This window comes from Rahnella sp. P4_A8, from assembly GCF_056402435.1.
This window is the reverse complement of record NZ_JBFUHK010000034.1, coordinates 19,180-45,731: the sequence shown is the minus strand read 5'-3', so window position 1 is coordinate 45,731 and position 26,552 is coordinate 19,180. Positions and strand designations below refer to the sequence as shown.

The 26,552-nt window shown below is 53.0% G+C and carries 25 protein-coding genes; 6 read left to right on the top strand and 19 right to left on the bottom strand.

Annotated elements, in window-relative coordinates:
• Positions 1–232: 232 nt before the first annotated feature.
• The 6 genes from AC1DUO_RS16415 to AC1DUO_RS16390 are packed head-to-tail and all read left to right on the top strand — an operon-like array spanning position 233 to position 8,101.
• Positions 233–1,483, top strand: coding sequence for an efflux RND transporter periplasmic adaptor subunit (locus AC1DUO_RS16415; RefSeq protein ID WP_013577964.1), 1,251 nt, complete (start codon positions 233–235; stop codon positions 1,481–1,483).
• Positions 1,484–1,541: 58 nt separating this feature from the next.
• Positions 1,542–2,258, top strand: coding sequence for an ABC transporter ATP-binding protein (locus AC1DUO_RS16410; RefSeq protein ID WP_037033254.1), 717 nt, complete (start codon positions 1,542–1,544; stop codon positions 2,256–2,258).
• Between the two features lies 1 nt (position 2,259).
• Entirely contained in the window at positions 2,260–4,689 is a 2,430-nt protein-coding gene (locus tag AC1DUO_RS16405) for an ABC transporter permease (RefSeq protein WP_119262381.1), read from the top strand.
• Between the two features lie 47 nt (positions 4,690–4,736).
• A complete protein-coding gene (locus tag AC1DUO_RS16400) occupies positions 4,737–6,149 on the top strand; it encodes a sigma-54-dependent transcriptional regulator (protein ID WP_013577961.1) in 1,413 nt (470 codons plus the stop codon).
• On the top strand, positions 6,142–7,455 hold the full coding sequence (locus tag AC1DUO_RS16395; RefSeq protein WP_119262382.1) for a sensor histidine kinase: 1,314 nt from the start codon (positions 6,142–6,144) through the stop codon (positions 7,453–7,455). The genes AC1DUO_RS16400 and AC1DUO_RS16395 overlap by 8 nt, the downstream gene beginning before the upstream one ends.
• On the top strand, positions 7,412–8,101 hold the full coding sequence (locus tag AC1DUO_RS16390; protein ID WP_119262383.1) for a 4'-phosphopantetheinyl transferase family protein: 690 nt from the start codon (positions 7,412–7,414) through the stop codon (positions 8,099–8,101). The genes AC1DUO_RS16395 and AC1DUO_RS16390 overlap by 44 nt, the downstream gene beginning before the upstream one ends.
• Positions 8,102–8,110: 9 nt before the next feature.
• On the opposite strand, the gene AC1DUO_RS16385 is transcribed toward AC1DUO_RS16390, so the two are convergent.
• The 19 genes from AC1DUO_RS16385 to AC1DUO_RS16295 all read right to left on the bottom strand — a co-directional run bounded on the left by AC1DUO_RS16385 (position 8,111) and on the right by AC1DUO_RS16295 (position 26,454).
• The gene (locus tag AC1DUO_RS16385; protein WP_013577958.1) at positions 8,111–8,767 is read right to left on the bottom strand and encodes a GIN domain-containing protein; all 657 of its coding nucleotides are present in this window, start codon (positions 8,765–8,767) and stop codon (positions 8,111–8,113) included.
• A 15-nt stretch (positions 8,768–8,782) separates the two neighbouring features.
• Complete coding sequence (locus AC1DUO_RS16380) at positions 8,783–9,838, bottom strand: MupA/Atu3671 family FMN-dependent luciferase-like monooxygenase (RefSeq protein ID WP_168444403.1); 1,056 nt, start codon at positions 9,836–9,838, stop codon at positions 8,783–8,785.
• Positions 9,822–11,138 (bottom strand): cytochrome P450, encoded by a 1,317-nt coding sequence (locus AC1DUO_RS16375; protein ID WP_119262385.1) that lies wholly within the window; start codon positions 11,136–11,138, stop codon positions 9,822–9,824. The genes AC1DUO_RS16380 and AC1DUO_RS16375 overlap by 17 nt, the downstream gene beginning before the upstream one ends.
• Positions 11,131–12,075, bottom strand: a complete 945-nt coding sequence (locus AC1DUO_RS16370) for a beta-ketoacyl-[acyl-carrier-protein] synthase family protein (RefSeq protein ID WP_119262386.1) — start codon at positions 12,073–12,075, stop codon at positions 11,131–11,133. Before AC1DUO_RS16370 ends, AC1DUO_RS16375 begins: the two co-directional genes overlap by 8 nt.
• Positions 12,072–12,923 (bottom strand): hypothetical protein, encoded by an 852-nt coding sequence (locus AC1DUO_RS16365; protein ID WP_119262387.1) that lies wholly within the window; start codon positions 12,921–12,923, stop codon positions 12,072–12,074. The genes AC1DUO_RS16370 and AC1DUO_RS16365 overlap by 4 nt, the downstream gene beginning before the upstream one ends.
• Positions 12,910–14,040 carry an acyl-CoA dehydrogenase family protein gene (locus AC1DUO_RS16360; RefSeq protein WP_119262388.1) on the bottom strand — a complete coding sequence of 377 codons (1,131 nt, stop codon included), beginning with the start codon at positions 14,038–14,040 and terminating at the stop codon, positions 12,910–12,912. Before AC1DUO_RS16360 ends, AC1DUO_RS16365 begins: the two co-directional genes overlap by 14 nt.
• A gap of 41 nt (positions 14,041–14,081) precedes the next feature.
• The gene (locus tag AC1DUO_RS16355) at positions 14,082–15,068 is read right to left on the bottom strand and encodes a 3-oxoacyl-[acyl-carrier-protein] synthase III C-terminal domain-containing protein (RefSeq protein ID WP_013577952.1); all 987 of its coding nucleotides are present in this window, start codon (positions 15,066–15,068) and stop codon (positions 14,082–14,084) included.
• Positions 15,052–15,783: an alpha/beta fold hydrolase gene (locus AC1DUO_RS16350; protein WP_225444953.1), complete on the bottom strand. Its 732-nt coding sequence runs from the start codon at positions 15,781–15,783 to the stop codon at positions 15,052–15,054. Before AC1DUO_RS16350 ends, AC1DUO_RS16355 begins: the two co-directional genes overlap by 17 nt.
• A gap of 89 nt (positions 15,784–15,872) precedes the next feature.
• Positions 15,873–16,379 (bottom strand): hypothetical protein, encoded by a 507-nt coding sequence (locus AC1DUO_RS16345; RefSeq protein ID WP_119262390.1) that lies wholly within the window; start codon positions 16,377–16,379, stop codon positions 15,873–15,875.
• Entirely contained in the window at positions 16,370–17,518 is a 1,149-nt protein-coding gene (locus AC1DUO_RS16340) for an acyl-CoA dehydrogenase family protein (RefSeq protein ID WP_119262391.1), read from the bottom strand. Before AC1DUO_RS16340 ends, AC1DUO_RS16345 begins: the two co-directional genes overlap by 10 nt.
• Positions 17,515–17,919 (bottom strand): VOC family protein, encoded by a 405-nt coding sequence (locus AC1DUO_RS16335; RefSeq protein WP_013577948.1) that lies wholly within the window; start codon positions 17,917–17,919, stop codon positions 17,515–17,517. Before AC1DUO_RS16335 ends, AC1DUO_RS16340 begins: the two co-directional genes overlap by 4 nt.
• A gap of 119 nt (positions 17,920–18,038) precedes the next feature.
• Positions 18,039–19,553 (bottom strand): AMP-binding protein, encoded by a 1,515-nt coding sequence (locus AC1DUO_RS16330; RefSeq protein WP_119262392.1) that lies wholly within the window; start codon positions 19,551–19,553, stop codon positions 18,039–18,041.
• Positions 19,522–21,075: an AMP-binding protein gene (locus AC1DUO_RS16325; protein WP_119262393.1), complete on the bottom strand. Its 1,554-nt coding sequence runs from the start codon at positions 21,073–21,075 to the stop codon at positions 19,522–19,524. The genes AC1DUO_RS16330 and AC1DUO_RS16325 overlap by 32 nt, the downstream gene beginning before the upstream one ends.
• Positions 21,076–21,330 carry a phosphopantetheine-binding protein gene (locus AC1DUO_RS16320; RefSeq protein ID WP_013577945.1) on the bottom strand — a complete coding sequence of 85 codons (255 nt, stop codon included), beginning with the start codon at positions 21,328–21,330 and terminating at the stop codon, positions 21,076–21,078.
• Positions 21,331–21,340: 10 nt separating this feature from the next.
• Complete coding sequence (locus AC1DUO_RS16315; RefSeq protein ID WP_477987986.1) at positions 21,341–22,921, bottom strand: class I adenylate-forming enzyme family protein; 1,581 nt, start codon at positions 22,919–22,921, stop codon at positions 21,341–21,343.
• The gene (locus AC1DUO_RS16310; protein ID WP_240433056.1) at positions 22,918–23,823 is read right to left on the bottom strand and encodes a beta-ketoacyl-[acyl-carrier-protein] synthase family protein; all 906 of its coding nucleotides are present in this window, start codon (positions 23,821–23,823) and stop codon (positions 22,918–22,920) included. Before AC1DUO_RS16310 ends, AC1DUO_RS16315 begins: the two co-directional genes overlap by 4 nt.
• Positions 23,824–23,942: 119 nt before the next feature.
• Positions 23,943–24,854 (bottom strand): hypothetical protein, encoded by a 912-nt coding sequence (locus tag AC1DUO_RS16305; RefSeq protein WP_014416588.1) that lies wholly within the window; start codon positions 24,852–24,854, stop codon positions 23,943–23,945.
• Between the two features lie 9 nt (positions 24,855–24,863).
• Entirely contained in the window at positions 24,864–26,171 is a 1,308-nt protein-coding gene (locus tag AC1DUO_RS16300) for a type III PLP-dependent enzyme (RefSeq protein ID WP_013577941.1), read from the bottom strand.
• The gene (locus AC1DUO_RS16295; RefSeq protein ID WP_013577940.1) at positions 26,152–26,454 is read right to left on the bottom strand and encodes a hypothetical protein; all 303 of its coding nucleotides are present in this window, start codon (positions 26,452–26,454) and stop codon (positions 26,152–26,154) included. The genes AC1DUO_RS16300 and AC1DUO_RS16295 overlap by 20 nt, the downstream gene beginning before the upstream one ends.
• Between the last annotated feature and the right edge of the window lie 98 nt (positions 26,455–26,552).

The following is a 26,552-nucleotide window of genomic DNA, read 5'->3' as shown; positions in this document are numbered from 1 at the left end:
TAATATCCCAATATTGGGAATGCATGATATGCGTGGGGTTTCGCAGGCAAAAGAGGGTAATCAGGGCATGCCGTCCCGATTTTCGTTCCATTAATGAGATAGAAAATGATTAAGGGAAAAGGTGTAATTGGCGACTTTTTAAAAAACACATAAAAATCAGTTGGTTAATTAAATTTTAAAGGTTGGCACGATTTGTGCTCATCGGTAAGGAGTTATCAGAAAAGGTATTATTATGGACATATCAATCCCGCAACCCGGGAATAAATTCATACTGAAGCGATACCGCAAATTTATTGTTGCGGGCGCACTCTTTTTAGCCACGCTGGCGGCAATCTATAATTACCGTTTTTCGCCTTATCAGATCTCCCGCGGGAGTATCGCGGTCGGGCAGGTTCAATATGGCAGTTTCTCGGTTGAAGTGCGGGGTAACGGGGTACTGCTACCGCGTGATATCAATTGGGTTGCGGCCAATGTTGATGCCCGCGTGGAAGAGGTCATTTACAAACCTGGCATGAAGGTGAATAAAGGCCAGTTATTGGTCAGAATGAGTAACCCGACGCTGGAACAAAAATTACAGGAAAACCGGCTCGAGCTGGATGCCCGCCGGGCTGAGACTGACGCCACTAATGCAGAATTACAAAATAAAATTCTGAGTCAGGAAGCCTTGGTATTGGATGCGAAAAGCCGGTTACTCAGCTCTACGATGCGGCTTGCTGCGCAAAAGAAATATATTGCGGCAGTGCCGATGCTGGAATACGAAACGACCCGTATTAATACTGAACAATATCGTCAGCAAGTTGTGCTTGAGGAAAAACGATTAAAAACACTCAAGCTGAGCATTGATGCTGATATCAAAGCCAGTGCGATGCGCCTTAACAAACTGGAATCTTTGGTGCTGCTGAGCCAGCAGGAAGTCGATTCGCTGAATGTTACCTCACCGATTGAAGGCATTTTGCAGGATGTGAAAGTCCAGGTCGGCCAGCGGGTCACCACCGGCACCAGTATTGCCCGTCTGGCGAAAGAAAAGGAACTTTATGCTGAACTCAAAGTGCCGGAATTACAGTCCCGTGATCTTGCCGTCGGGCAGCAGGTTACCATTAACACCGGACGCAGCCAGTTCACCGGGGTATTGTCACGGGTGGATCCTGCGGTGACCAATGGCACCGTTAAAGTGGATGTGACATTCAATCAACCACTGCCGCAGGAAGCCCGTCCTGACCTGAGCGTTGATGGTTTAATCGCAGTGACAAAAATTAATGATTCCCTGTACGTTGAGCGGCCACCGTTTGCCCAGAATAATTTACCTTCGATGCTTTACCGGCTCGATGAAAAGGAACGCTCTGCCACCAAAATGAAGGTCAACTTTGGTCAGGGATCTGCGGATTATATTCAGGTGACCAGTGGACTGCGTGCGGGAGATAAAATTATTCTCAGTGACGGCAGCGCCTGGCAAGGGGCAGATCAAATTGAGATTACTAAATAATGCCGGCTCACCTGCAAAAGACGCCAGCTTACAGGACAATGCGATGGAGATGAAAATGATGGAATCACTGGTAGAACTCACTGACGTGAATAAGATTTTTTTGACCGATGAAATTGAGACACACGCCCTGAGCAAGATCACGCTCAGCATTTCCAAAGGGGAATACGTGGCGATTTCCGGGCCTTCAGGCTGTGGTAAATCAACGCTGCTTTCGATTTTGGGCCTGCTCGATGTGGCCTCTACCGGGACCTATCAGCTGGCCGGGCACAACGTGGAAAATATTTCTAAAAAGCAGCGTGCCCTGGTGAGAAATCGTGATATCGGCTTTATCTTTCAGTCATTTAATCTCATCAGCGATTTGACCATTGAGGAAAATGTCTCCCTGCCACTGACTTACCGCAAGGATATTTCTAAAACTGAACGGCAGCAGAGAGTGGCGGAAGCCTTAGACAAGGTCAATATGTCCCACCGGGGACGCCATTATCCCTCGCAGCTTTCCGGCGGACAGCAGCAGCGCGTGGCCGTCGCACGGGCTATCGTGGGCAATCCCTCCATCATTCTGGCGGATGAACCGACCGGTAACCTGGACTCCCACAATGCCGAGGCGGTGCTGAATATTCTCGATAAGTTACATCAGGAGGGCGCCACGATCTGCATCGTCACCCATGATCCTCGTTCAGCCGAGCGGGCGCAGCGCAGCATCGTGCTTTCTGACGGGCAGGTCGTCGGAGACGGACATGTGGCACGGGAACTGACCCTGATAAAGGAAGCATAAAATGCTTTTTGATATCCGATATGCCTTACGCCTGTTACTCAAAAGCCCGTCATTTACCTTTATCACCGTGCTCATCATGTCCTGCGGTCTGGCACTGACGCTTTATATGTTTTCAGTTATTAACACCATCATGTTTACGCCGCTTCCTTACCCGGACGGGGAAAACATGGTGTTAGTAAACCCGACGGTCAACGGCGTCAGTCTGAGTGACTCCGGGGTCAACTTCCTGGACTACCAGGAAATTAAGGCCCGCAATACCACGCTCAATGACGTGGGTTATTTTTATGCTGAACGTGCCGATATCAGTGACGGCACCAAAGCGGTTTCCTATATGGCGATCCGCAATACGCCGGAGATGTTTTCTTATACTGGCATCCAGCCTTATCGTGGCAGGGTGCTGAACAGTGAAGATGTCCAGCCTGGCGCGACACCGGTTGCCGTTATCAGCTATGGCATGTGGCAAAACTACTTTGCTGCCGATGCGCAACTCATTGGCAGAGATGTCCTGATCAATGGGATACACACGCGCATTGTGGGCATTATGCCCGCCAATTTTGCCTTTCCTTTCTTTCATGATCTCTGGCTGCCTTCTAAGCTGGATCCTGCACAGTATCTGGTCCGCAAAGGTGCGCCGGAAGTATCCGTTTATGCGCGCCTGAAACCCGGTGTTCCGCTCGCCGATGCTGACGGTGACCTCGCTCAGGTGATGCAGTCGCTGGCCTCTGAGTATCCTGAAAGCAATAAAGGGCTGTCGGCGCAGGTACTGACATTCCAGGAAAATTTCATGGGTGAGGAGACCATGCCGATCTTCATCGTCATGCTTTTTGCCGTGGCTTTTGTGCTGGTGCTGGCGTGTTGCAATGTCGGCAACTTATTGCTGGCAAGAACCACAGAGCGTTCAAAAGAAATCGCTATCCGCGTTGCTCTGGGCTCACCTTCCGGTCGTCTGGTCATGCAAATGATGTGGGAAAGCTTATTTATTTGCGCCTTCTCGGGCATCATCGCCGTTCTGCTCGCCGCCTGGGGACTCGAGATCACCAATACATTACTGCCGACGTTCGTACCGAACAAAATTCCGTTCTGGTGGCATTTGTCACTCGATAACGTCATGATCCTCAATGCGTTAGTGCTGGTCATCATGACGGCTGTCGTTACCAGTGCATTGCCTGCGTGGAAAATCACCCACGGTAATTTCAACGATGTTTTGCGTGATGGAACGCGGGGCGCGCAAAGTCGCGGGGCAGGCAGGGTTTCCCGTATTCTGGTGACGTTTGAAGTCGGATTGTCCTGTTCCATTTTATGCATCAGTGCGCTGCTGGCGCTGCTGGTTTACCAGGCGACCCGTGCCGATTACGGGGTGGCGACGCAGGGCTATCTCACCGGTCAGATTAACCTCAATGCCAACCAGTATCCTGATGATGCGAGCCGGATCCTGTTCTATCAGCGCCTGCAATCGTCCCTCAGCGGGATCCCCGGTGTTGAAAAAACGGCCATCACCACCAGTGCCGTCGGACAATTTACCGTACCCCGTCAGGTGGATATCGATTCGTCTACCAACAACAGCAAAGACCGCTGGTCTTATCCTCTGGTCAATGATGTCCAGGTGATGCCGGGAAGCCTGACGGCAATGGGGATCACGCCGGTGGCCGGAAGGGAGTTTGCCAGCAGTGATACGCAGGACTCACAGCCCGTGGTGGTGGTCAGCCAGTCGTTTGCGGAGCAGTTCTGGCCCGGTGAGCGGGATGTCATCGGAAAACGCCTGCGTTTTCGTGATACGGATGATCAGCGCTGGTTCACGGTTATCGGTGTGGTGCCGAACGTCATTCATGGCCGGCCTTTCAGCGCGTTCCGCCAGCGGGTCACGGTTTACCGCTCGCTGGCGCAAATACCCGCGGCGTCATTAACGCTGGTGCTCAGGGCTCAGAATCCTGATACGTTAGGGCCTGCGCTCATGAATGCGGTGCGCCAGATTGACAGCACGCTCTCCGTTAATCAGGTGCAAACGTTGAATCAACGTCTGGCCAGGAATACCGCCGGGCTGCATTTCATTGCCAACCTCTTTATGTTGTTTGGTCTGGTCGCGGTCATTCTGGCGGCCACCGGTATTTATGCCGTGATGCGCAATGTGATCAATCAACGTATTCAGGAGATCGGGGTGCGTATGGCGATGGGGGCAACGGAAGGCGTTCTGTTACGGATGCTGATGCTTCAGGGCAGTAAGCAATTATTCATTGGACTGATTATCGGGTTGCCTTTGGCCTTCTTTGTCGCACCCAAGTTGACGCGTATATTGGGCAACGGGCATACCTCCTTTGCACTGCTCTTTTGGGGTGTCGCCGTCATGATTTCTTTAATTGTGGCGTTAGCGGTCTGGTTGCCTTCCCGACGCGCCATTCGGATGTCGCCTGCGGACGCCATTCGCTATGAATAATCTGTCGCCGTGCCTGACGGGTGCGGCGGCACAAGCCGGACGCTTTAATGAACGAAAAAAAACGTATTCTTGTCATTGATGATGACGCGGGCATTCTGACCAGCCTCGACATGCTGCTCCGTATGGAAGGGTATGACGTGACGCTGGAAACGCAGGCCAACCGTTTATTGTCACATTTGTCCGCAAAGCCCTTTGATCTGGTACTGATGGACATGAACTTCCAGAAAGACACCACGTCGGGTCTGGAAGGTTTGCAACTGCTGGATGAGTTAAAAAAATTTGATGACTGTCTGCCCGCTGTAGCAATGACGGGATGGGGAAGTGTTGACATCATCGTCAGCGCCATGCGGGCCGGTGCGGCGGATTTTATTCAAAAACCCTGGGATAACGAACGCCTGTTAAGCATTGTTCAGCAACAGATTGCACTGAGCCAGGCGAGACGCTCCGGGAATTGCCTGCGAGAAGAAAACAAGCTGCTGAAAATGGCGCTTGAAGATGACATGGGCAATGAATGGGTTGTCCGCTCTCAGGCCATGAAGCAGTTAATCAACGTGGTGGAAACCGTGGCTGCCACGGATACCAGCATCCTGATTCTGGGTGAAAATGGCACCGGCAAAAGCCTGCTCGCCCGCTATATCCATCAGCTCTCATCCCGCCGTGAGCACAGCATTGTTGAAGTCAACATGGGGTGCATCAATGAGCAGTTGTTTGAAAGTGAAATGTTCGGGCACGTAAAAGGCGCGTTTACCGATGCGCGGGAAAATCGCATCGGACGCTTTGAACTGGCCGATAAAGGCACATTATTCCTCGATGAAATTGGCAATTTGCCCTTGTCCCAGCAGGTAAAATTACTGCGTGTCCTGGAAGAACGGCAGTTCGAACGCGTGGGTTCATCACGGACACAAACCACTCAGTGCCGCATCATTGCGGCCACCAACACGGATCTTGAAAAAGCCGTGACTGAAGGGCGGTTCCGGCAGGATTTGCTCTACCGGCTGAATGTTATTCAAATTCCGTTACCGCCGCTACGTGAACGGCAGGAAGATATTGAGCCGCTGGCCGAACGTTTCCTGCAACGTTTTGCCCGCAAATACAGTAAACCTAAACCGGTATTATCGGCGATGGCGCGACAGGGGCTGCATGAATATTCATGGCCGGGGAATATCCGCGAACTGAGCCATTTGCTGGAACGCGGCGTATTGCTTTGCCGCAATAATACGATCGACCTGGCAGATCTTTGCCTGCCGCTGCCTGTGAAGGGGCAAAACAGCGGTCATGAGCCACAACAAAAACCGGTAACGCAACTTGAGACGGGCACGCTGGCAGAAGTGGAAGAAACTGTGCTCTTACAGCGCCTGCGTCACTATGACGGGAATGCAGTGAAAGCGGCAGAATCGTTAGGGCTGAGTCGCAGCGCTTTTTACCGACGACTGGATAAATTAAAAATCTGTCATGAGTAAACTTTTTCGATCCTTTGAGTCACGTCATTTAATACTGTGCAGTTTGTCCCCGCTGGGGGGCGTTGTTGCCTATCTGCTGCTGTGGTTTTTCCCACAGCAGTCTCTCTACCTGAAATTTCTCACGCTCTTTATTCTGTGCGTCACGTTAGTGTATTTTTCCTATCACTTTTTCCAGCAACTTCTCTACAAAATCAATGTGATTTCTAACCTGTTAGAAGCCGTTGAGCAGGAAGATTTTAGCCTTCGCGGTGTGACCAGCGGGGAAGGGGTGTTTGAAGGGGTCATTGAACAGATCAACGCCATTTCGGGTCAGTTATCCCGCCACCGCCAGCAGCAAAGAGAAATGGATTTTCTGCTGCAAAAAGTGATTTCTAATATCACGGTGGCGATTTTCGCGATTGACGGCAATAACCGGCTGATGTGGTGTAATGATGCGGCCTCGCGGATGCTGGGCACATCACTGGAAAAGCTGATTGGCGAAAAATGCAGTCACTGGCAACTTGATACGTTGTTGCAAAATGCCAACCGGGAGCATCCGGTGGAGTCCAGTCATGCAGGGCGTCCGGGGCGTTATAAAGTGTCCAGTGACACCTATATGGTGGACGGGATCCAAAACGTGTTGCTGTTTGTCAGTGATGTTGACGACATGCTGCGTAAGGAAGAACAAAAAGCCTGGCAAAACCTGCTGCGGGTGATCAGCCATGAAATAAACAATTCTCTTAGCCCGATTGCCTCCATCAGCCAGATGCTCCAGCAGCATTATCGCCGCCATACAGAAAACCTGCCGGAGGGCTTTGCGGAAGGCATCGATCTGATCAACCGCCGGGCCAAAGAACTTATCGCTTTTATCAGCAGTTACCGCCAGCTCAGTAAACTCGCCCCCCCCGTCAAAGCACCGCTTGATTTTGCCGCCCTGATTGCGGAGCTGCCGCTGTTGTTTGCGCACCGTAAAATTACCCTGAAAGGCCCGGCGCCGCTGAGTGTAAATGTCGACCGGGTGCAACTCCATCAGTTGCTTATCAACCTGATTAAGAATGCCGATGAGGCGATGAGCGATACCACGGCGCCGGTGTGTATTGAATGGTCAGAAGAAAAAGGCTGTCTGTTTGTGACCATTCTTGACCAGGGTGTCGGGCTGACCAATCCCAAAAATCTGTTTGTTCCTTTCTATACCACCAAACCCAATGGCAGTGGCATCGGGCTGATTTTGTGCCGGCAAATCGCTGAAAGTCATGGCGGGTATCTGTCTCTGGAGAATCGCCATGATCGAACCGGTTGTCGCGTTACCCTCAATCTCCCACTGTGATCCCCTGCCTGAACTGAAGGCAGGAGAGGGGCTTTGCCTGCTCCGTCACTTTGAGGCGTCGCTGTCAGGGCAACTGCTGCGACAGCAGGCGCAGTGCTGGCTGCGTCAGGTATTGTCGGGCTACTTATCAGTGACCGATGAACAGTTAAGTATCGCAAGAACGCCTCAGGGTAAGCCCTGGCTCCCTGATTTCCCGGGATTGTGCTTCAACTTATCCCACAGCGGAACTTCGGCGGCGATTGTGCTGTGTCGCGGGGCAGAGGTCGGGGTGGATTTGGAAAAAGTCAGCGGAAACGTTGAGGCGAAAAAAGCCATCGCCCGCCGGTTTTTCAACCCTGATGAACAGCAGTGGCTGGCAGAAGATGAGGCGCATTACCTGTTGCGTTTTACCCGACTGTGGAGTGTGAAGGAAGCGTGGCTCAAAGTCAGGGGAACCGGCCTTACGCAGTCGCTCGCCGGTTTTTGTGCCATCCCGCAACACAGTGGCATCGCGCACGTATACGATGAGCGTAAAGAAGAGATCGGCCTGTTACATCACCGGCTGATTGAAAACGACGGGGTGTATTGTCTGGCGTATGGCGCCTGTGCTCCGCTGAAAGACCTGCCGGTCAGATGGCAGGTCTGTATTTTTCAGGCGGACAGTTAATCAGGCGCGTTAAGCACAGCCAGAAGTGGAAATCTCGCTGGCAAATGAGCTGGCAGAACCGGTATCCACCTGAGCAGAGGCGCTGACGGAAACACGAGCGCCTGCCGCAAGCGTGCCCTGAATTTTGGGGATATGACACAGTGAGGATTCCGCGCCCATGCTCATGCGCACGTTAGCCGATTCCGCCGTAAAATTCTGAGGCTTCTTGTTAAAACTCCCGCCCATGGCCAGATCCAGATTCAGTTCAGCCGTTTTGCCTTCAGCGCGGATATCCGTGCCCATACTGCCGGAAACGGCCAGTGTTTTCGGATCCACCGCACAGGCCGGTGCGGCTATTTTAACACCCGCTTTTCCGGCCAGACTGTTCAGCGGGCCGCTGGTATACAGGGTGATATCCAGCGTGTGCGAGATAAAGCGATCATTTTCAGCGGCATCATTGACCAGCAGTAAAGCGTGATTGTCATGGGTGACTTTCAATTTATTCAACGTGTCTTGCGAACCGGAGACCACCATAGACGGCGTTGCGGCACACTTAATGGTGAGATTAATGCCCTGTCTGGCTTCTACTGCGCTAAAGGCTTCCAGGGGGAATGTTTTTTCTGCGGCGAGGGCAGAAGTGCTGGTGACACAGGCGAGCAGGGTAAGCGCCAGGGTGATTTTTTTCATCATAGTTCCTTGATTTCATAACAATGTAGCAAGTGTCCGAAGCGTTTCTTCCACACTTGATTGAGGCATTCCAAAATCCATCAGGCACGCAACTTCATTGATTCCTTCCTGCCTGAGACGGGCAAGCTGATCTGCGCATTCTTGTGCAGAGCCAAATAAACCGCAGTGGTTGAGATATTTCTCCACTCCCCATTTCAGTGTGTAGGCTTGCTTCTTCTCATTTTGCTCCGCATCGGCGACCCGTGGTTGACTGAGATTGTCGGAAAGCGCCATAAATGCCTGCAGATAACCGGTAAGTGCCGGTTTAATCCGTGGCAACAGCGTTTTTCGTGCTGCTCCGGCCTGCGTGTGCAGCATCAATGTGACGGTGCCTTCTGCGGGATCAAAACCCGCCTGACGGCGTGCGAGGCGATACGCCGCGCAGTTTTCCACCAGTTGCTCGCGGGTCTGCGAAACCAGATGGGTGAGCACATTCAGCCCGCGTTTTCCGGCCTCAGTAAATAAATCGGGATTACTGCCGGTGGTCAGCCAGACGGGGATCTCCGTCTGAAAAGGTGCAGGCCAGGTTTTCAGGCTGACCGGTTCGGGTTGCGCAGGCAGCGAAAGCTCGTGGCGTGTGACGGATTCACCGCGCCACAGCGCCTGAACCTGCGCCAGTGAGGAAAAAAGAACCTGTTGTCTCTGGCGGTAATTCTCAGCCCTGAGCACAAAATCATTACGCTGCCAGCCGCTGGCAAACGCCACGCCAGCGCGGCCATGAGACAGGTTATCGACGATGGCCCATTCTTCGGCAACCCGCAGAGGATCATGTAACGGCAGCACCACGCTGCCTGCCCGGATACCGATACGTTGCGTGCAGGCCGCCAGCGCCGCGCTGACCACCGAAGGATTAGCAAACATGCCGCCAAAGGTATGGAAATGCCGCTCGGGCGTCCAGATAGCATGAAAATTCAGCGTATCTGCCAGCCGTGCGGTACTTAATAATTGTTCATATTTATCAGCGAAGTTGTCTCTGGCCACATCGGCGAAGCAGAACAGGCTCAGCGCCGGGATCTCACGGGATGTGGTCATGCTGTTCAGCCTTGTTTGTGGACGTGAGAATGAAAGACAGGTCACCGCGCGGGATGACATTAAGCGCAAAAAGCGGGGTGAGGGCGGCAGGTGACGTCGAAGGGGCGAGCGAAAACTGAAAATGTTCGCACAGTGTCGCGACCGCCGTGGTCAGCTGGTCGAGAGCCAGAGTCATGCCCACACAGTTTCGTTTTCCGACGCTAAAGGGTAAAAAATGCTCCGGCGCAATTTTCTCTTCACCCAGAAACCGTTCCGGCCTGAAGCAAAGCGGTTCTGCCCAGCAGGCGGCATGACGGTGAATCAGCCAGGGGGAGAATAAAACCCGCGTGCCCGCCGTAATCACCACGTCATCCACCACGATATTTTCTGCCACCCGGCGCTCAAAAAACGCTGTCACCGGCGTCAGACGGAGCGATTCCCGGACAATGGCTGAGGCCATGTTTCGTTTGCCCTGAGCCGCTTCCTCACGTACGCAGTGCTGATAGTTCAGGTGCTGCGAAAGATGTGTCAGCGTCCATAACAAGGCAATACCCGTGTTATCGACGCTGGCGGCAAGATTGCCCAGCAGAAGATTGATCACTCTCTCACGCGCTTCGGGGTGCGCGCCGGGACTGAGCGCCTGACAAAGACGTTCCAGCATCGTGGTATTGCCGCCCCTGGCGTCATCCAGCAACGGGCCAAGCAGGGACTCAGCCTCCAGCCGGAAGGCGACCAGTGCCGGATGCCTGCACAGTGCCTCATAATCCGCGTCCGGTGCGGCGATAATCAGTTGCAGATAGATATCACGGAAATGGCCAATCAGCGTATTCAGTTGGGCCAGACTGATCTCCCGGCCAAAAAATCCTTCCGCCACACACATCAGCGCCCAGTGCAGGCAGATTTCACGCAATGAGGTCTGCTGCGGATCCTGCAGAATATCCAGCAGCCAGCGGGCGGAGAGGTCGGTGCTTTGTTTCAGCAACGGGGATTTAGGGTTCACCAGCGGTGTGGTGAGTTTCCTTGCCAGCCGCCATTCCTCGCCTTCTTTGGATGTCGTCAGTGACTGGCCCAGCAAGATGCGTCCGATAGTTGAGGCTGAGGAAAGATGTTCAAATTCCTTCACGAACTGGCTTTCCTGCTCAATCAGCAACCGGACATGGCGGGCGCCGGCAAGCAGCAGCACCGCATTGTCTTTTTCACCAATCCAGACTTTATCTCCGTGCTGACGACAGGCCATTTCGGCGATTTTAAGAAAACCGAGCCGGGCAAACTGCGAGGAAAGCGGGATGAAAAAAGGGATGGCTTGCGCGTTATCAGGCATCCTGAGGCTCCGCAAATGTGTCTGAAGTGATCATGGCGCTGCCCACCCAACCGCCGAGCCCGACAGAAAGTAAAATGGCTGGCTGGCCGGTTTCGGCTGGCGGGTGGGTATCGAGCAGTAAGAGAGGATCGGTGGCGTAACAATGTCCGCATTGCCCGATGAGATCGGTGGCGATCCGCTGATGGGCGCGATCAGGATGCCGCCGCCAGGTTTGCCAGCTCAGGCGGTTAATGTTGTGAGGCAGTAACCATGCGTCCTTCCGCTGTTCAGCCGGATACTGACGCAGCGCCATGTCGATCAGAGCGTCATGAGACTGATAAAAACGCTTAATATCTTCCCGGCTGCCGTCGAGGCCCTGCCAGAATGCGGGATGATGAAAACAGTGAATGCCGGACACCCTGCGCTCACCGCCGCCCGGTCTCAGCAAGGCACACACAAAGGCATCACCGATTAATGTGCAGCCGGGAACATAGCGCTCTGCCAGGCTGAAATCTGCCAGCGTGTCGCCTGCCAGCAGAGCCACACACTGATATTTTCCCTGCTCAAGCATGCGCTCAGCCATCAGCAGACCCCAGAATAACGTGGCGCAGTTTTGCTGATTAAGGGTGATGAGATGTGCGTCAGGGGCAATAAAATCAAAACGTTGCCGCAGCAACGCTAAATCAACCCGTTGCCGTCGTGAACGGGCGGGCAATCCCTGAACCAAAATAATCGCATCGATTTTTTCAGCCTGCGTTAACTGTACGGCGGTTTGCTGCAACAGCGATTCAAACGTCGCGGCGGCACTTTCGTCTTCAGCCAGCGTTGATGCTTCCTGAAAACCGAAAAGATGCCGGAAGGTCCGGGCTTCGCTGGGGTTCGCGCCGCGATGGGCGAGGATCGCGTCAAGCGATATCCGTGTGACAGGAATACAGGTTTTCAGCGCAAAAATATTCATCTCAGGTTCTCTGCTGCCGCCAGACCGCACAGGCTTATCCGTCCGTTGTGTTCACTCATCAGCAGATAATCACGTCCGGGCTGCCAGTTTTGACGCAGGGCGACAAAAGGCGCCGCGCAAAGTAAGCAGGGATTGACCGCCAGTGACGTAAAGCCTTCCGGTAAACTGGCGAGACAATTTTGAGGGCCGATCAGCGTTAACCGTTCGCGGGTAAAACCGAAATGCTCAACGGACTGCAAGATGGCCTCGCTAAAATCTGCGGACGTTTTCAGACGCTGATACCCCAGATAACGTAATCCGCGCTGTTGCGTATTGACCAGACAGAGGCAGGCATTGTTTTCCGGTTGCAGGCGCGCCATCAGCGGTGAAAAGTACATCAGGCTTTTTTGTTCGGCGATCAGTAACAATCCGTCTTCCGCTTTCCCTTGCAGGCAGTCGCTGAGGCCATCAAGGGCGAACAACGCCGCATCCGGCCCGCGATCGCTGATTGCCAGCGCCAGACAGTCGGTGAGGCCAAGCTGATGTATGGCTAAATTCACCACAGAACTCCCCATGTGCAGGTCAGGCGTCCAGTGCGCCATCAGCACCGTTTTCACCCGCTGCGGCTGAACGACCGGGGCAAGATGTGGCAGCAACGTAGCGACCATATCGCTGAAGGCCGCCCGTTCATTGCTGGTGATCCAGGTGTTAACCTGCTCGTTTTCCTGACTGAGCGGCTCACCGTTAGCGGCGAAAAAATGCTGAACATACGAACGCCAGTGCGGAATATCCGTTTCCCACTCCGGTTGAGGGACGTCGGTGTGATGAAACGACTGGCTGACAATATCGGCGGGATCAAGGTACAGCATGGCGTTGATCTCCCTGAATTTCAGGTGTGCGGAAGCTGTTAAGTAAGTGGATATTGCTGGTGCCTTCCATGTATTCAAAAGCAAAGCTGTCGCGGTAGCGCTTGCGCAGGAAAGTCTCTTCCAGCCAGTCTTCGGTGGCGAGCCAGTGGGGCAGATGGCTCGCCGTCTCTTCGGCCAGACGGGTAGCGCTTAATTTGAGGCGGCTGGTGCTGGCATATTGCTGCTGACCCGTACGATAGCCTTCTGCCAGTGCGAGCATCTGCTGAAAGAGAACATGATATTTACGCCACTGGCAGGCGATCCAATGTTGCGCAGTCGCGGGTAATGGTCGGGTTTCCAGCGCTTTCAGCAGACCGTAAGTGGTGCCCAGCGCCATAGCCGCCACCATGGGACGGTGGCGCTCAAAGACCTTGCTCAGCGCATTAAGCCCCTGCTGCAATCCCCGGTGTTCATGCCCTAAAATATCGTCTTCTTTGACACTCAGATTGGTCATCGTCAGACGTGTCAGTGCCGCACCCGCTAACCCGAAGGTATCGAGCAGTTCACGCTGCAAAGGTCCGGTTTTCCCTTCGGGAAACACCATCACCAGCCGGTGGGTCTGTTCATAACGGGCAAATACCAGGCCCGCGCTGGCGCGCATCGCGCCGCCGACCAGCATCTTTTGCCCGTTCAGCCACCATCCCTGACTGTTTTGCGTGAGTTCGCAGGCAATTGCCGTGGCGTCGGAGCCAAACCCCGGCTCGGTGACGGCAAAAAATGTCCAGGCAGGGCTGTGTTCAAAGCAGGCGAAAAACCGTGCCTGTTGCCGCTCAGTGCCGAGCGTCAAAATAGCGCGGGTGCTAAGGGATGCGCCGGGCAACATCATCATCGCGCTGGCATCTGCCCGGCTCAGATATTCGATGATCTGTAAGTGATGTGAGTAATCAACGTCAGAAAAGGCCGCCGTTTCCCAGGGATTAAAACGGGAGGGAATGCCGATACAGGCAATGCTCATCAGTTCGGGATGATCAAAACAGGCCAGCGCCTGATCCGGTTTATATTCCGAAATTTTGCCAGCCGTGGTGAGCAGTGCCTGGAGTTCATTCAGCTGCGGGTAGTATCGGGTAATATCAGCCATGAGGAGTTAACACATCACATAAAGAACAAGTGCGTATTAACTTAATCCTGCTTAATATCTGGAAATTGCTCCAAATTGCAAAATACCGGAATTTCATTACCGGCTGATAATACCAGCAGCAATGAAGAGAAGGTCGCGCCCATTCCTACGCTCACCAGCATCACATGATTGCCGGGCGATAATCTTTTCTGACGGATCAATGTCGCCAAATTCAGATAAGGATCTGCGCCGAAACAATGACCATAACGTGGCACGTTTTCGAGAAATAGTGTTTGCCGCGGAATATTCAGTTCGTCAGCAAGTTTCTGCCATGACGATAAATTCACATTATGCGGTGCAATCCAGTCAAGTGAACCGGCAGTATGCCCGAAATGTTCCAGAGCATTGCGCATCGCGGTGGCGATAAAAGAAAAATAAACGCTGGCGAAGCGTGATTCCTTACCTGATTCATTTCCGCGATGCTGACTGAATTCTCCCGCCTGCATGCTGTATCTGGCGGTCACTTTGCAGCGTTCCCCGGCGCGACTGAGCAGAACGGCGCAGGCCGCTTCGCCCATAATGGTGGTATCGTCGATCAGTTCGACTTTGGGGTGAAAGGCCTTTTCGCCGACCAGCAACAAAGCATATTCCCCCGTTTTAATCCGGCTGCAAACATATTCCACGGCTGACAATGATGTCGAACAATGCCCCATCGTCAGCGAGGTGTAATGGGTGTCGTCAGCAAATCCGGCCTCGTCGAGCAGGGCTTTGCCCGACAGGTCGAAAGGGCGAATGCCGGGCAGCGTATGGGCATGCACCACATGTTTAATGCGGGGGAGCCAATCAGCGTGATGGTCGGTGAACTGCTTTAACAACGGGCGCAACAGATCATCAAGTGAACCCGGCTGGCGTGGGAAATTTGCCAGCCCGTAAAAGCGGGAAAACATTCTGATATCCAGCGGACTCAGTTGCAGCGCGGGCGCGACTTCCGCCAGTGATTTCCGTTGTTCAGGAATGTAGACCGTCAGGGATTCAATGTGACCCAACATAGTGGCTCCTTTTTTCAGGATCAGCGTTTGCCGTACGGAGAAAGGCGTTTAATTCGTAGTGTGTCCGTTGATGAGTCAGCACACCCAGATGGCCGGTATGCTCTATCAATGCCAGTTGGCTGCCGGGTAACTGACGGTGAATTTTCCACGCATCGGCCGGATTGATTCTAGTGTCCTGCTGACCCTGAAGTATCAGTGCAGGGATGTCGCCCAGCGCAAAAAGCGAGTCCGTTGCGGGCATCTCCGGTGCCGGGAAGCGGGCCTGATACCACGCGCACAGCGGGGCAAGATAAGATTCAGGCAGATGATTTTGCCGCAGATAGTGTTGCAGCAGGCTGGTAAACGAGGCCGGAACTGACATCAGCACCAGCCGGCTGAAGCGAAAGCCGAGAGATGCCGACAAGGCGGTGATCAGCCCGCCAGCAGAATGGGCAACGACGGTGTCGAAAGCACCAAAGGTATTTTGCAGGGTGAGCAGTAACTGGCACTGTGCGGGAAAATCACAGGGGGCTGGCGTTTGCGGATCATGTCCGAGTAAAAACGGCAGATACACTTCATATCCCTGCGCCAGCAGAATATCTTTAGCCTGCGCCAGCATCAGGGGATGACCGCCCCAGCCATGTAACACAAGCGCTTTTTTTGCCGCCTGCATCGGACCTTGACTGATCAGCACCCGGCTGCGATATGGCCCGCAATGCACTGTTTCCGTTCTCATCAGCGCGAGCTGCTGCACCTCTGAGGGACGCATCGGAAAAACAGCCGGGGTTGACAGCTTATCTGTCAGCGAAACCAGCAAATTATCCATTACTTTCTCAACATCCGTGCCGAGAAAATCAGATAGTGCAATTCTGACTCCTGAGGCGTGGGATCCTGACTCAGCCTTTGTATCGGGTCGTAGAGATAAAGTAAGCGGCATTCCTCCTGCATCAGGGTCTGAGCCAGCCTGTACGCCTCACCGGGATCAAAACGGCCACTGCAAATCCCCCAGGCTTCGGAAAATTCCGGGCAGTGGCACAGCAAACTTTGCAGTAAAGGGGTGGCGCCGCGTGCGGCCGGATACCGTGAATCGTAGACCAGCAGACTCTCCGTAGAGGAGAGAACATGGTGCTGGCAAAGCGTGATCAGGGCTTTAGCATGCAGACGGTTTCCGCAATCCTCTTCAGGCCAGTGATGATACCAGTTGCCCGCCGCCCTGTGTTCTGTCGCCAAAAGTTCTGAAGCAATGAAATGCCGGCTGTCCGGTGTGACGGCCTGGCTGCGGGTGAGAACCGTTATCGTGCCCTGACCGAGCAAGGTGACGGTTACAGGCATGTGTTCACCTCTTGCGGCCGGGAAAACCCCTGATTTAAACGGTGGATCTGCCGCGTTCCCTCAGTGTATTCAAAGGCTTTCACATCCCGGAAGGCCTGCCATAGTGTGTTTAGCAGACGCATATCTCTGGCCGGTGTACGGTGAATCAGTCCGCAAATCAGCTCTTCCGCCAGGATCACGCAACTGGTTTTTACCATTCCGGGATGATTTTCCGGCGCAAGCTTATCTTCGGTTTGCTGGCAGACCCGCAGCCCGTGGTGATAGACCACCAGCCAGCGGCGTTCCATCTGCGACAGCCAGGCAGACTGCGAAGGTGTCAGTCGCCGCTCATGTTGCCATTCGTGCAGTGCGCGCCGCGCGACACCCAGCGCCAGCGCGCCGACGCAAGGACGCAGGGCATCGAATGTGGCGATGGCGGATTTTGCAAACCGCTCCGTCGGCTTCAGATGCCTGCCCAACATGTCTGCTTCAGGGATAAACAGATCATCAAACTGCATGTGCGCAAGGTTAGTGCCTTTCAACCCGTTTAATTCCAGTGCGTAGCGGGAAATTTCTGCTGACTGCGGATTAAAAATAAAAGCATTAATACCCAGAGGTCCGGGTGCTGTGCGGGCAAATATCACACCGGTATCGGCAATCATGCCGTTGCCGATGAACATTTTTCTCCCGCAGAGCAGATACCCGCCGTTAACCGGCGACGCCGTGGTTTCCATGGCACCTGCATCGCTTCCCTGCGCCGGTTCAGTCATCGCAAAACAAGACCAGCTTAAGGTCTGCTGAAAGCGGCTAAAAAAAGCATCCTGTTGTTGTTCTGTCCCCAGCCCGGAGACGGCAAAAGCCGCCATGCCGGGGCCGGGAGCCGAAAACATGAGTATCGGGGAGATAAAGGCCACTTTTTCATAGAGCCGGTAGCGCTCAGTCAAACGGATGTGCTGATAAGCCTGAAGATGTGGCTTGTGTGACGGGTATTCAGCGGGCACGCCCAGGAGATTAAACGCCGCAGCCTGCGACCACTGGCTGATGACCGCCCGCGTGTCGTCCGGCGAGGTTATCTGGCGGAGCTTATCGGCAATCGCCTGCGCCTGGGCATCCGGCGTGAAAAAATCCGCGTCTGATGGGTGATCGTAAAATGATTTCATAGCGACCCCGACATGATTTCGATGATTCCGGCATCAGGATGATAAAGGTGGCTGGCGCGGTGATGATTATTAAAGGCATGAAACGGGCGCGTTAATACCATCCAGCCTGCGGATTTCATGGTTTGATATTGCTGGTCAAAATCATCGACAACAAAACAAATATGATAAGGCAGGGATGACTTGCCTGATTTATCCAGCATGCTTTGCAGATGAATATTATCTGGCAATGGTTCAACCAGCTCGATCTGGTTATTTCCCTCTGCCGTGGACAGCAACGTGATTAACACCCGCTGAGCATGAATCTGTTCTTTATACCTGACGGTCACGGGGAAAAAGAGTTTAATAGCCGCGACGGTTGCATCGGTATCTGATACGACATAACCGGTATGATCGAAACGCATGATAACCCCGTTAACCCGTCATAAAATTATATGGCCTTCATCATCATGAAGATAAATTGATGCCGGGTATTTTCTCAGCAATTACGCTGGATTTTTTATATGTGATTGCAGGATGTCGATTAAAAACTGTCAGAAACCGCGTATTGCCGGACGAGTTCCTGCCGGTCTATTTTGCCATGCAATGTCAGGGGGAAGTGTTGGCAAAAGACCAGTTGTTTAGGGATCATGTATCCCGGTAGCTGCCCGGACAAGAAATGGCGTAAGGCTTGCCGCTGCAGCGCATTGTCATCATGCAGTTGTACAAACAGTTGCAGGTCGGTCACTTTTCCCTGTTCTTCGAGCGGTACCAGACAGCACTGGATCACGTTGGCATTTCGGCACACGGCGGATTCTACTTCTGCCAGCTCAATGCGATTGCCATGCAACTTAAACTGTCCGTCATCTCTGCCGCAAATAAACAGTGACTGATTTTCGTCGACAAAACCGCGATCGCCCGTGGCGTAATAGCGACCCCATTCATCCTCAGCAAAAGCCTGATTGCGGGGGTGATCCTCCGGCAGATAGCCCTGTGAAACCTGAGGGCCGTAAAGCCTGACTTCACCTACCGTTGTGGCAGAAACCGGATGACCGGCCGCATCGACGATGCGAATGCGGTTCAGCCCTTGCGGCTTGCCCAGCGGCAATAACCCCGCCTGATGGTGTAGCGGCTGGGACAAAAGATGCGTATGCGTCACGCAGGTTGTCTCGGTCGGGCCATAAGCGTGCATCACTTCAAGCGCCGGAAAACGCGTCTGTAACTGTGTGATCAAACCTGGCGCAACCCGTTCACCGCCGATATAAAAACGCTTCAGGGCGGGGAACTTAACGTGGCTGAACAGCGCGTCTTTAAGCATGAGTTCAGCAAAACTGGGTGTTGAAAACCAACTGGTGACGGCCACATCGGGCTCTCTTGTCATCAGCCTGATGTTTTGCCGGGGCAAAACATTATTGCAATGATCCAGCATCAGCACGGTCTGCCCGCGGCTGAGAACCGGAATGAGATCGAGGATCGCCATATCAAAAGAAAAACAGGCGTGATTAATATGGCAGCCCTTGTCCGTTCCGCCGGTGACTTGCGGTGCGAACCACGCGCTGAAAGCGGCAAAATTGTCATAACTGACCATAACGCCTTTAGGCTCACCGGTGCTGCCCGAGGTGGAAAGGATATAGAAAAGAGATTGGGTGAATGACGGTTCAGCGGGCAGCGTTGCAGGAGAAATGTCTGCCAGTGAAGCACTGACACACTGCGGCCATTGTTCCAGCCCGGCGAGGGGGTGCGGCAGGGTGGTGATGATCACTTCCGTGCGCGTCATCCGGGCTATTTTTTCAATTCGGGACGGCGGATTTGCCTGATCCACAAAGGTAAAACAACAGCCTTTACTGATGCAGGCCAGAATAGCGGCGACCGCATCGAGTTGTTTATGACCGTAGATCAGCACATTGCGACCCGCCAGAGGGGTAAGAAAATGGGCGATGGCGGCCGTCCGTGCGCCCAGTTCAGCAAAACTGTAGGTGCCTTGCTGGTTAATCAGCGCGATGGCGTCATCGCGGTTGCGAAGCCGGTCAAACAGCGGTCTGATTTGCGATAAAAACATATTTCTCCCCTTTATCCAGTGCCAGATCACGCGCCGCGCTGCGGTCGAGTTTTCCGTTATGATTCAAAATAGTATGAGGAATGGCATACCAGTAACGGGGGATCGACCACGGCGGGAAATGCGCCTGCATCGCGTGGCCCAGCGCTGAAAGCGTGCAGGAATCATTGAGGATCACGCAGGCCTGGATAGCCTCGGCATTGCCTTTGCGTAGAAAAGGCACTGCAACGACATCCGACACGAGATTCTGGCTACGCAGGAAATGCTCAATTTCATAGAGATCGATGCGGTGTCCCTGGATCTTGACTTCCCCGTCCTCGCGGCCAAGAAAATAGTAACAATCTCCCTTCGCCTGGCCGATATCACCGGTCAGATAGGCATTTTGCCCGGCATGGCGGATAAACTGTGTTTGCTGTTTCAGCGGTGCATTGAGGTAGCCTGGCCCGACGCAGGGGCCGCTGATTAACAGCTCGCTCCTGCCGCTGTCACTTTCCTGTCCGTGCAGGCTGAGTACCGCGCCCGGTCTGGCCGCGCCAATCGGCAAGGGTAGCGGGTCGCTGATCATTTCAGGTGTAATAAGCACCGAGGTCACCGCAACCGTGCATTCCGTCGGGCCATAGGTGTTTATCACGCTGGCATCGGGAAATCGTGTCCATAGCTGTGTGACGATGTCTTTTGTCAGTGTTTCACCGCAAAAAATAAACCGCCGGAGCAGGGGAAGTTGTGCGGCACTGAACGTGGGGTCCAGCAGATAAAGGCGGATAATCGAAGGCGTGGATACCCAGCAGACAACACCGGTTTCTGCATGCTGTGCAATCATTTTGCGGGTGCTGATGAGTTCGCGGTGATCGAGCACCGACAGCGGTTGCAGGAAAACCCAGGCTAACCAGATTTCAAATAAGGAAACATCAAAGCAGTAGCGAACATTGCCGGTGACGGCACCGTCCAGTGGAAAATCTTCGCGGATCCAGTGAATGAAATTCACCATATTGCGCAGGGTGATTTGGATCCCTTTCGGCTCGCCGGTGGTGCCGGAGGAAAACATGATGTAAGCCAGCGGTTCGCCGGGGACATGCTGCAAACGCTGGCGGCTTTCACTCAGCAGCGCATGCAGTGTGGCATCCGTACAGACAGGTCCGTTAATTTCCGCCGTGTTGAGTACCCTGACCGCGTTCACCTGAACCGGCGTCGCCGTCGTATTCAGCAGCAGACCTGCGCCGAGGGTGAGCGCAATTTTCTCCACGCGTTCCGGGCTGTTATCCGATTCAACGGGCACCACCGGGCAGCCGCAGAGCAGGCATGCCCACCAGGCGGCAATAAAATCGAACGACTTATGCCCGTATACCAGCACCGGTTTTACATGGCGGTCAGTGTCTGTCTGATGCTGGCGGATCTGCACGGCGAGATCCATTGCGCGCTGACTCAGCGTGGCATAATCGCGACGGTGTGTATCATGGCACCAGGCAAGTTCGGGCCGGTGCCGGAAACGCATGAAAATCGCGATAACCTCTGCCCATTGTTCCATTCAGGCAGCCCGGTTCGCGAGTTGCAGTTGAATGAATCTCGATAAGCTGCCCACGGTTTCAAAATGCTCAAATTCCAGCGTGGCCGGATCCAGGATCAGCCCGTCGACTTTCTCTTCCAGATACATAATCAGTTCAATATACAGCCCGCTTTCAAAGCCTAAATCGCGTTCCAGATGTGTTTCTGCATGCAGTTCTGAGAGATGAGAACTTTCCAGCACTAAGCCGATGGCCTCAATGATTGTTGAAGTAAACATAATGATTTCCTTATGATTTTACGGATTCGCGTTGAACATCATGGGAGCGCTGTAACAGGAGTTCAGGCAGCCGGTTACGATCAATCTTTCCGTTATTATTTTTGGGTAACGCCTCACTGAAATAATAGCGGTGAGGGCGCTTGTAGCTTTCGAGATGGGTCTGACAGAAGGCTTTGAGCAGGGCAATATCGGGCGCCGTCACACATTCAATACAGGCGACGATCTCATCACCGTAAATGGCATGAGGGACGCCAATCACCGCTACCTGTCCGACCCCGGGGATGCGTTTGAGCACGCCTTCGACTTCCCGCGGCGCCACTTTTTCGCCGTTGGTTTTCAGAATGTCATCTTTGCGGGCGACAAAATAAAGCAGGCCACGTTCATCCAGCCGGCAGATGTCTCCGGTATACAGCACGGATTCGCCGGGCAGCGGGCCGGGACGTAATTTCTTTTGCGTCTGTTCTTCATTGCGCCAGTAACCGCGCATGACCGTCGCGCCACGAATAACCAGCTCGCCCGTGGCATTGCTGCGATGCGGGACACCGTTGTCATCCACCACCCAAAGTTCGGTATTCGGGATGGCGTAACCGACGCTCTCTTTATGTGTCGACAACATCGCTGGCGGAAGCCAGGTGCAGCGATGGCATTCCGTCAGCCCGTACATAGAGAAAATTTCAGCCTGAGGGAACAGGGCAATCAGCGTATCAATATCATTGGAATGCAACGCGGCAGCCGTATTCGTGATTTTACGCACGGATGAAAAATCATAACGTTTTGCCAGAGGGGCAATGAGGGCCAGCATGGTGGGGACAATCGGCAAAACCGATGCCCGCTGTTTCACCAGTTGTTTGAGGGCAAACAACGGACGGCTGAAATCTTTTTCGATAATCAGCGTCGCGCCCACTCTGGTGGCCATGATGGCCTGATAAAGCCCGTAGTCAAAACTCATCGGGATCGTGCAGAAAATCCGATCGCTTGCCCTCAGATCCAGATAGGTGCTGACGGATGTCGCCGCGCTCAACATATTGCGCTGGGTCAGCATGACGCCTTTCGGATCTCCGGTGGAACCGGATGTGTAAATCAGGCAGGCCAGATCGATATCCAGCGCGTCTTCCGGCACAAGCGGTGTAACGTCTGCCTGCGCCGCGATCTGCTGTAATGAAAGTAACGCCGGGCGGCTCAGACTTTCTGTGCCCGGCTTGTCAAACAGCACCGGATACGGGGCGCGATCTGCACTAGCCGTGACCCGCGCATCCGCCTGATCTGCACTGCTGATCAGCAAACTGGCTTCTGCGTTGTTGCATATCCAGCCCACGCGCGCGACGGGCGTGTCAGGGTTAAGAGGGACAAAAATGGCTTGCAGGTGCTGAACCGCCCAGAAGCACACCACAAAGTCGATACTGTTCGGCAGCCAGACCACCACCCGATCGCCCCGTTTAATGTGATGCTGTTGCAAACAGGTGGCCGTTTTCATGACCCGCTGGAACAGTGCTGACCAGCTTATCTCTTCATCACCGGCAACCAGGGCGGTTTTCTCGGGAAWAGCCTGTGCAGCACGGGCCAGCCACTGTGTTAAATGGGTTGTGCTCATGGAATATCCTCATTGTCTGATTCGAGAACCATTGCGCCAAAGGTGCCCGCCACGCCTGAGGCCAGAGCCAGAATGCACCGCGCTCTGACGGCATTATCCCCACAGGCAAGCAGGCTTTTGATATTGAGAAACGCATCGCTGCAAAAGCAGTGACCGAGCGTGTAGAGGTTATGGCGAAATACGATGTCCCGGCTAAACCCGCTGCGATCAGCAAGGCGGTCAAAGGTCACCGGGCTGATGTGGTAAGGGAGCACGGCGCTGAGTTCTTCCGGTTTACGTCCCGCGCCCGCCAGCGTTTTTTGAATGGTTTCGGTCATCACCGGCAAAAATGCGTGGTCATAGGCATTTTCACTTTCGCGATCCGTTTCCCGCATCCGCGTGCCATAAGCCCCGAGTTGTTGTAAATGCAGTGCGCGCAGATGCAGCGAATGAGGAGAAGGGGCCATGCCAACCAGCGTGGCGCAAAAGGCTTCGCCAAAATAACCATTCTGATCGACATATTGCACCGTGCGGTGAAAACATTTTTCACCGGTGATCAGCACCCCGCAGACAGAGGCCTGGTTCTCAGAGCCACAGTTCTCAGAGCCATTTTTCTCAGAGAGAGTGTTCTGCTGTGCGGCGCGCATTTTCGCCTGCAAATATTTCAAACTCACCAGACCTGAAGCGCAGGAAGCCTGTGTCGCAGAAAAAAATTCGATCTCCTGGTCGCCAAAAAACGTCTGAAATACCGTGGACAGTTCTTCCATCCGGTCAAACGGGCTTGTGGCGTGCAGAGAATGCGCCCACGCGACATAGCGGATTTGGCGAAATAAACCGGGGTCGCATTCAGCGCGTAATTTTTGCAGAAGGTCGGAGAGCAGATCCGGCAATGTTTCATCAGCAAACAGACTGGCAGATTGCATCTTATGAAAACGGCTAAAAATTTTATGATTCCGTTCTCCCCAGCAGTATTTTTTTTCCAGCAGGGAGAGCGGGGTAAGAACCGGAGCTATCAGGCTTGTGATGGCATGGATATACACCTTCAGCTCTCCATCACAAAACTGGCGAAGATCATATTCTTCCCTTCCGGCATCATTAATAAGAACCGCGTATTTTTCTGAGCGAGCTTTTTTAATAACACCCAGGGTGCTGAAGACAGTAAAGCATCGTCCCAGGTTTCTATCCTGACACCCGAGAAGTTGGCATCCCGTTGCAGAACCTGTGAAAACGATTTGCTGGTCAGAATAATCAGCGGCAATGCGTTTTCAGCGGCACTGAACATCTTCAGCGTGGAAAGCAGGGGATAAATGTCCGCCGTTGAAACCGGCAGCGAGGTTTTCTGATAATTTTTAAAGGTAATATTACCGGCGACCTTATGGGGTTCGTGGGTCGCGTTGCTTTGTAAAAGGAGCAAACAGCAACTGGCCGCAGGGTGGAAATTGGCGAGATAAGGGCTGTCATACAGAATGGCATCCTGATCTGCCATCATCAGCAGGGCTTTACGCGGACGTTTGTCCCCGCTGATATCTTCCAGGTAATCTTCAATGATTTGCAACGCGACAAATCCACTGCTTAAACCATGATCGCTGATGGCAATACCAAAAGCGTTATGAGAACCGGTTTCATAAATAATGGCATTGGTCACTGAAGCGCCAATTTCAGCATCGGGCGTCCAGTGGGTCAGCACCACCAAATCCAGGTCATTGACCAGCGCCTGCTCTTCCAACTGGGTCACCAGTTTTTTGAGCATCGTCGTGAATGTCAGGTTTTGAGAGTTAACCCAACGGGAGACGGGCTGAAGCTGGGCTTCGCATGTGCGGGAATGTGACTGAAAAAAAGCGTTAACAAAACTTTTAACTTTATCCAGTTGTTCACTCTCCACCGTAGCAGAAGGATTGTTATTTTTTTCAAACTCATGCCAAAGAATATTGGAGGCTGAAAATTCCAGAGACATACAGATTCCTCAGGCATTTCCGACAGATAAAGGCTGATATATCTGAGGTGCCAATAATGTCTCAATGCTATCTGCGGTTCGGATAAGGAAAGCCTGACCTTTCTCCACCAGAATTTCGGCGGGATGACCAAAACTTAAAAAGTTGACGGGTGAAGCACTGGCCCCGTATGCGCCTGAATGTCCGATGCCGATCAGGTCGCCCGGATGCAGTTCCGCCAGCATAATGTTTTCACCTAATATATCGGTGGGGGTACAAAGCGGGCCGGTGACCTGATAACGATGTTGTGTCCCGGCACGGGTTTCACCCAGACGGGCCATCGGAAAATTACGCCGGATCAGCGAGTTGATGCCAGCGGCGCTGCCGTGACAGTTGGCTCCGCCATCACACACCGCGAACCATTCGTCCCGGGAGGGTTTAAGATAATTAACGCGGGTGACGAAAATGCCTGCACGGGCAATCAGATATCTGCCCAGTTCGACGATGATCTTACAGCGCGGAAATTTGTCATGATAATTGCGGATAACGGGCGCTAACGCGCCACCGAGCGCAACAATATCCAGTGGCTTTTCTTTATCAAAATACCTGACGCCAAAACCCCCGCCGACATCGACAAAATCAAAATCGACCTTGTAGATCTCCTGCAAAGATCCCGCCAGTGACAGAATATTCAGGGTATTTTTAGCCAGCGCTTGCCAGTCGAGGATCCGTGTACCGAGATAAATATGGATCCCCGCCAGTCGTAAATTTTCCTGTTGTGCGACACAGGCAAATGCCTGCGGTAAAAGTTGTTCGTCGATGCCAAATTGCCGTGGTTTGCCGCTCATCACCAGTTTGGCTTTTTCGCCCGTAAACTCAGGGTTGATGCGCAAGGCGATGGTTTGTATAACGCCCATGCTGGCAGCAATATCATTCAGAAGTTTTATTTCTTCAATGGATTCGATGACGACAGCTTTAATACCGATGCGACAACATTGGGTTAATTCAGCAATGTATTTTCCGGGACCCACAAAAATAATATCCTCCGGGGGCACACCCTGACTTATCACTGTTTCCAGTTCTGCCAGAGAACACACTTCACAACCTGTTCCTTCCCGGTTTAACAACTGAACCAGTGTTTTATTGGGATTAGCTTTGAGCGAATAAAAATAATGAATCTCATCCGGAAGTGACTTTTTTAATGCTGAAAAGTCGGCCTTTATTTGCGAGGCGCTGTAGGCATAAAACGGCGTCGGCACCCTGTCAGCCAGACGCTGATAAGGAATGTCGTCGATTTTTTCTGTACTGATAAACTGGCTATCAGGAGGAAAAGCTGACATCGCTAAACCTCCGGGATAACAGTGATTCAATCTGATTGATATTTTTGAAGTTTTCGAAAAGATCGCCATCGAGGATATCAAAAAAACTCCCGGAAACCTCGGTTCTGGCTTCCATCCATTCGCCCATCTCTGCGATAAAGCCCACTAAATGGATTGAGTCCAGTAACCCTTCAGGCCCGTAGATATCAGCTCCCTGTGCAATAGCCGCCAACTTTCTATTGTCAACACCCACTTTCTCTAAGCATGAGAGTATAAATTCTTTCGTTGTCGATGAAATAGTCATTGGTTTCGCCACTTTAAAAACTTCGAACTGACATGATATCCGCCGTATCAGGAAAGATTTGCTTGAAATTGCGCCTGCAATAAAAGAAGAAAATCATA

Coding starts and splice junctions, on each gene's coding strand:
- AC1DUO_RS16415 (WP_013577964.1), top strand. CDS start 233: ATGGACATATCAATCCCGCAACCCGGGAATAAATTCATACTGAAGCGA.
- AC1DUO_RS16410 (WP_037033254.1), top strand. CDS start 1,542: ATGGAATCACTGGTAGAACTCACTGACGTGAATAAGATTTTTTTGACC.
- AC1DUO_RS16405 (WP_119262381.1), top strand. CDS start 2,260: ATGCTTTTTGATATCCGATATGCCTTACGCCTGTTACTCAAAAGCCCG.
- AC1DUO_RS16400 (WP_013577961.1), top strand. CDS start 4,737: ATGAACGAAAAAAAACGTATTCTTGTCATTGATGATGACGCGGGCATT.
- AC1DUO_RS16395 (WP_119262382.1), top strand. CDS start 6,142: ATGAGTAAACTTTTTCGATCCTTTGAGTCACGTCATTTAATACTGTGC.
- AC1DUO_RS16390 (WP_119262383.1), top strand. CDS start 7,412: ATGATCGAACCGGTTGTCGCGTTACCCTCAATCTCCCACTGTGATCCC.
- AC1DUO_RS16385 (WP_013577958.1), bottom strand. CDS start 8,767: ATGAAAAAAATCACCCTGGCGCTTACCCTGCTCGCCTGTGTCACCAGC.
- AC1DUO_RS16380 (WP_168444403.1), bottom strand. CDS start 9,838: ATGACCACATCCCGTGAGATCCCGGCGCTGAGCCTGTTCTGCTTCGCC.
- AC1DUO_RS16375 (WP_119262385.1), bottom strand. CDS start 11,138: ATGCCTGATAACGCGCAAGCCATCCCTTTTTTCATCCCGCTTTCCTCG.
- AC1DUO_RS16370 (WP_119262386.1), bottom strand. CDS start 12,075: ATGAATATTTTTGCGCTGAAAACCTGTATTCCTGTCACACGGATATCG.
- AC1DUO_RS16365 (WP_119262387.1), bottom strand. CDS start 12,923: ATGCTGTACCTTGATCCCGCCGATATTGTCAGCCAGTCGTTTCATCAC.
- AC1DUO_RS16360 (WP_119262388.1), bottom strand. CDS start 14,040: ATGGCTGATATTACCCGATACTACCCGCAGCTGAATGAACTCCAGGCA.
- AC1DUO_RS16355 (WP_013577952.1), bottom strand. CDS start 15,068: ATGTTGGGTCACATTGAATCCCTGACGGTCTACATTCCTGAACAACGG.
- AC1DUO_RS16350 (WP_225444953.1), bottom strand. CDS start 15,783: ATGAGAACGGAAACAGTGCATTGCGGGCCATATCGCAGCCGGGTGCTG.
- AC1DUO_RS16345 (WP_119262390.1), bottom strand. CDS start 16,379: ATGCCTGTAACCGTCACCTTGCTCGGTCAGGGCACGATAACGGTTCTC.
- AC1DUO_RS16340 (WP_119262391.1), bottom strand. CDS start 17,518: ATGAAATCATTTTACGATCACCCATCAGACGCGGATTTTTTCACGCCG.
- AC1DUO_RS16335 (WP_013577948.1), bottom strand. CDS start 17,919: ATGCGTTTCGATCATACCGGTTATGTCGTATCAGATACCGATGCAACC.
- AC1DUO_RS16330 (WP_119262392.1), bottom strand. CDS start 19,553: ATGTTTTTATCGCAAATCAGACCGCTGTTTGACCGGCTTCGCAACCGC.
- AC1DUO_RS16325 (WP_119262393.1), bottom strand. CDS start 21,075: ATGGAACAATGGGCAGAGGTTATCGCGATTTTCATGCGTTTCCGGCAC.
- AC1DUO_RS16320 (WP_013577945.1), bottom strand. CDS start 21,330: ATGTTTACTTCAACAATCATTGAGGCCATCGGCTTAGTGCTGGAAAGT.
- AC1DUO_RS16310 (WP_240433056.1), bottom strand. CDS start 23,823: ATGCAATCTGCCAGTCTGTTTGCTGATGAAACATTGCCGGATCTGCTC.
- AC1DUO_RS16305 (WP_014416588.1), bottom strand. CDS start 24,854: ATGTCTCTGGAATTTTCAGCCTCCAATATTCTTTGGCATGAGTTTGAA.
- AC1DUO_RS16300 (WP_013577941.1), bottom strand. CDS start 26,171: ATGTCAGCTTTTCCTCCTGATAGCCAGTTTATCAGTACAGAAAAAATC.
- AC1DUO_RS16295 (WP_013577940.1), bottom strand. CDS start 26,454: ATGACTATTTCATCGACAACGAAAGAATTTATACTCTCATGCTTAGAG.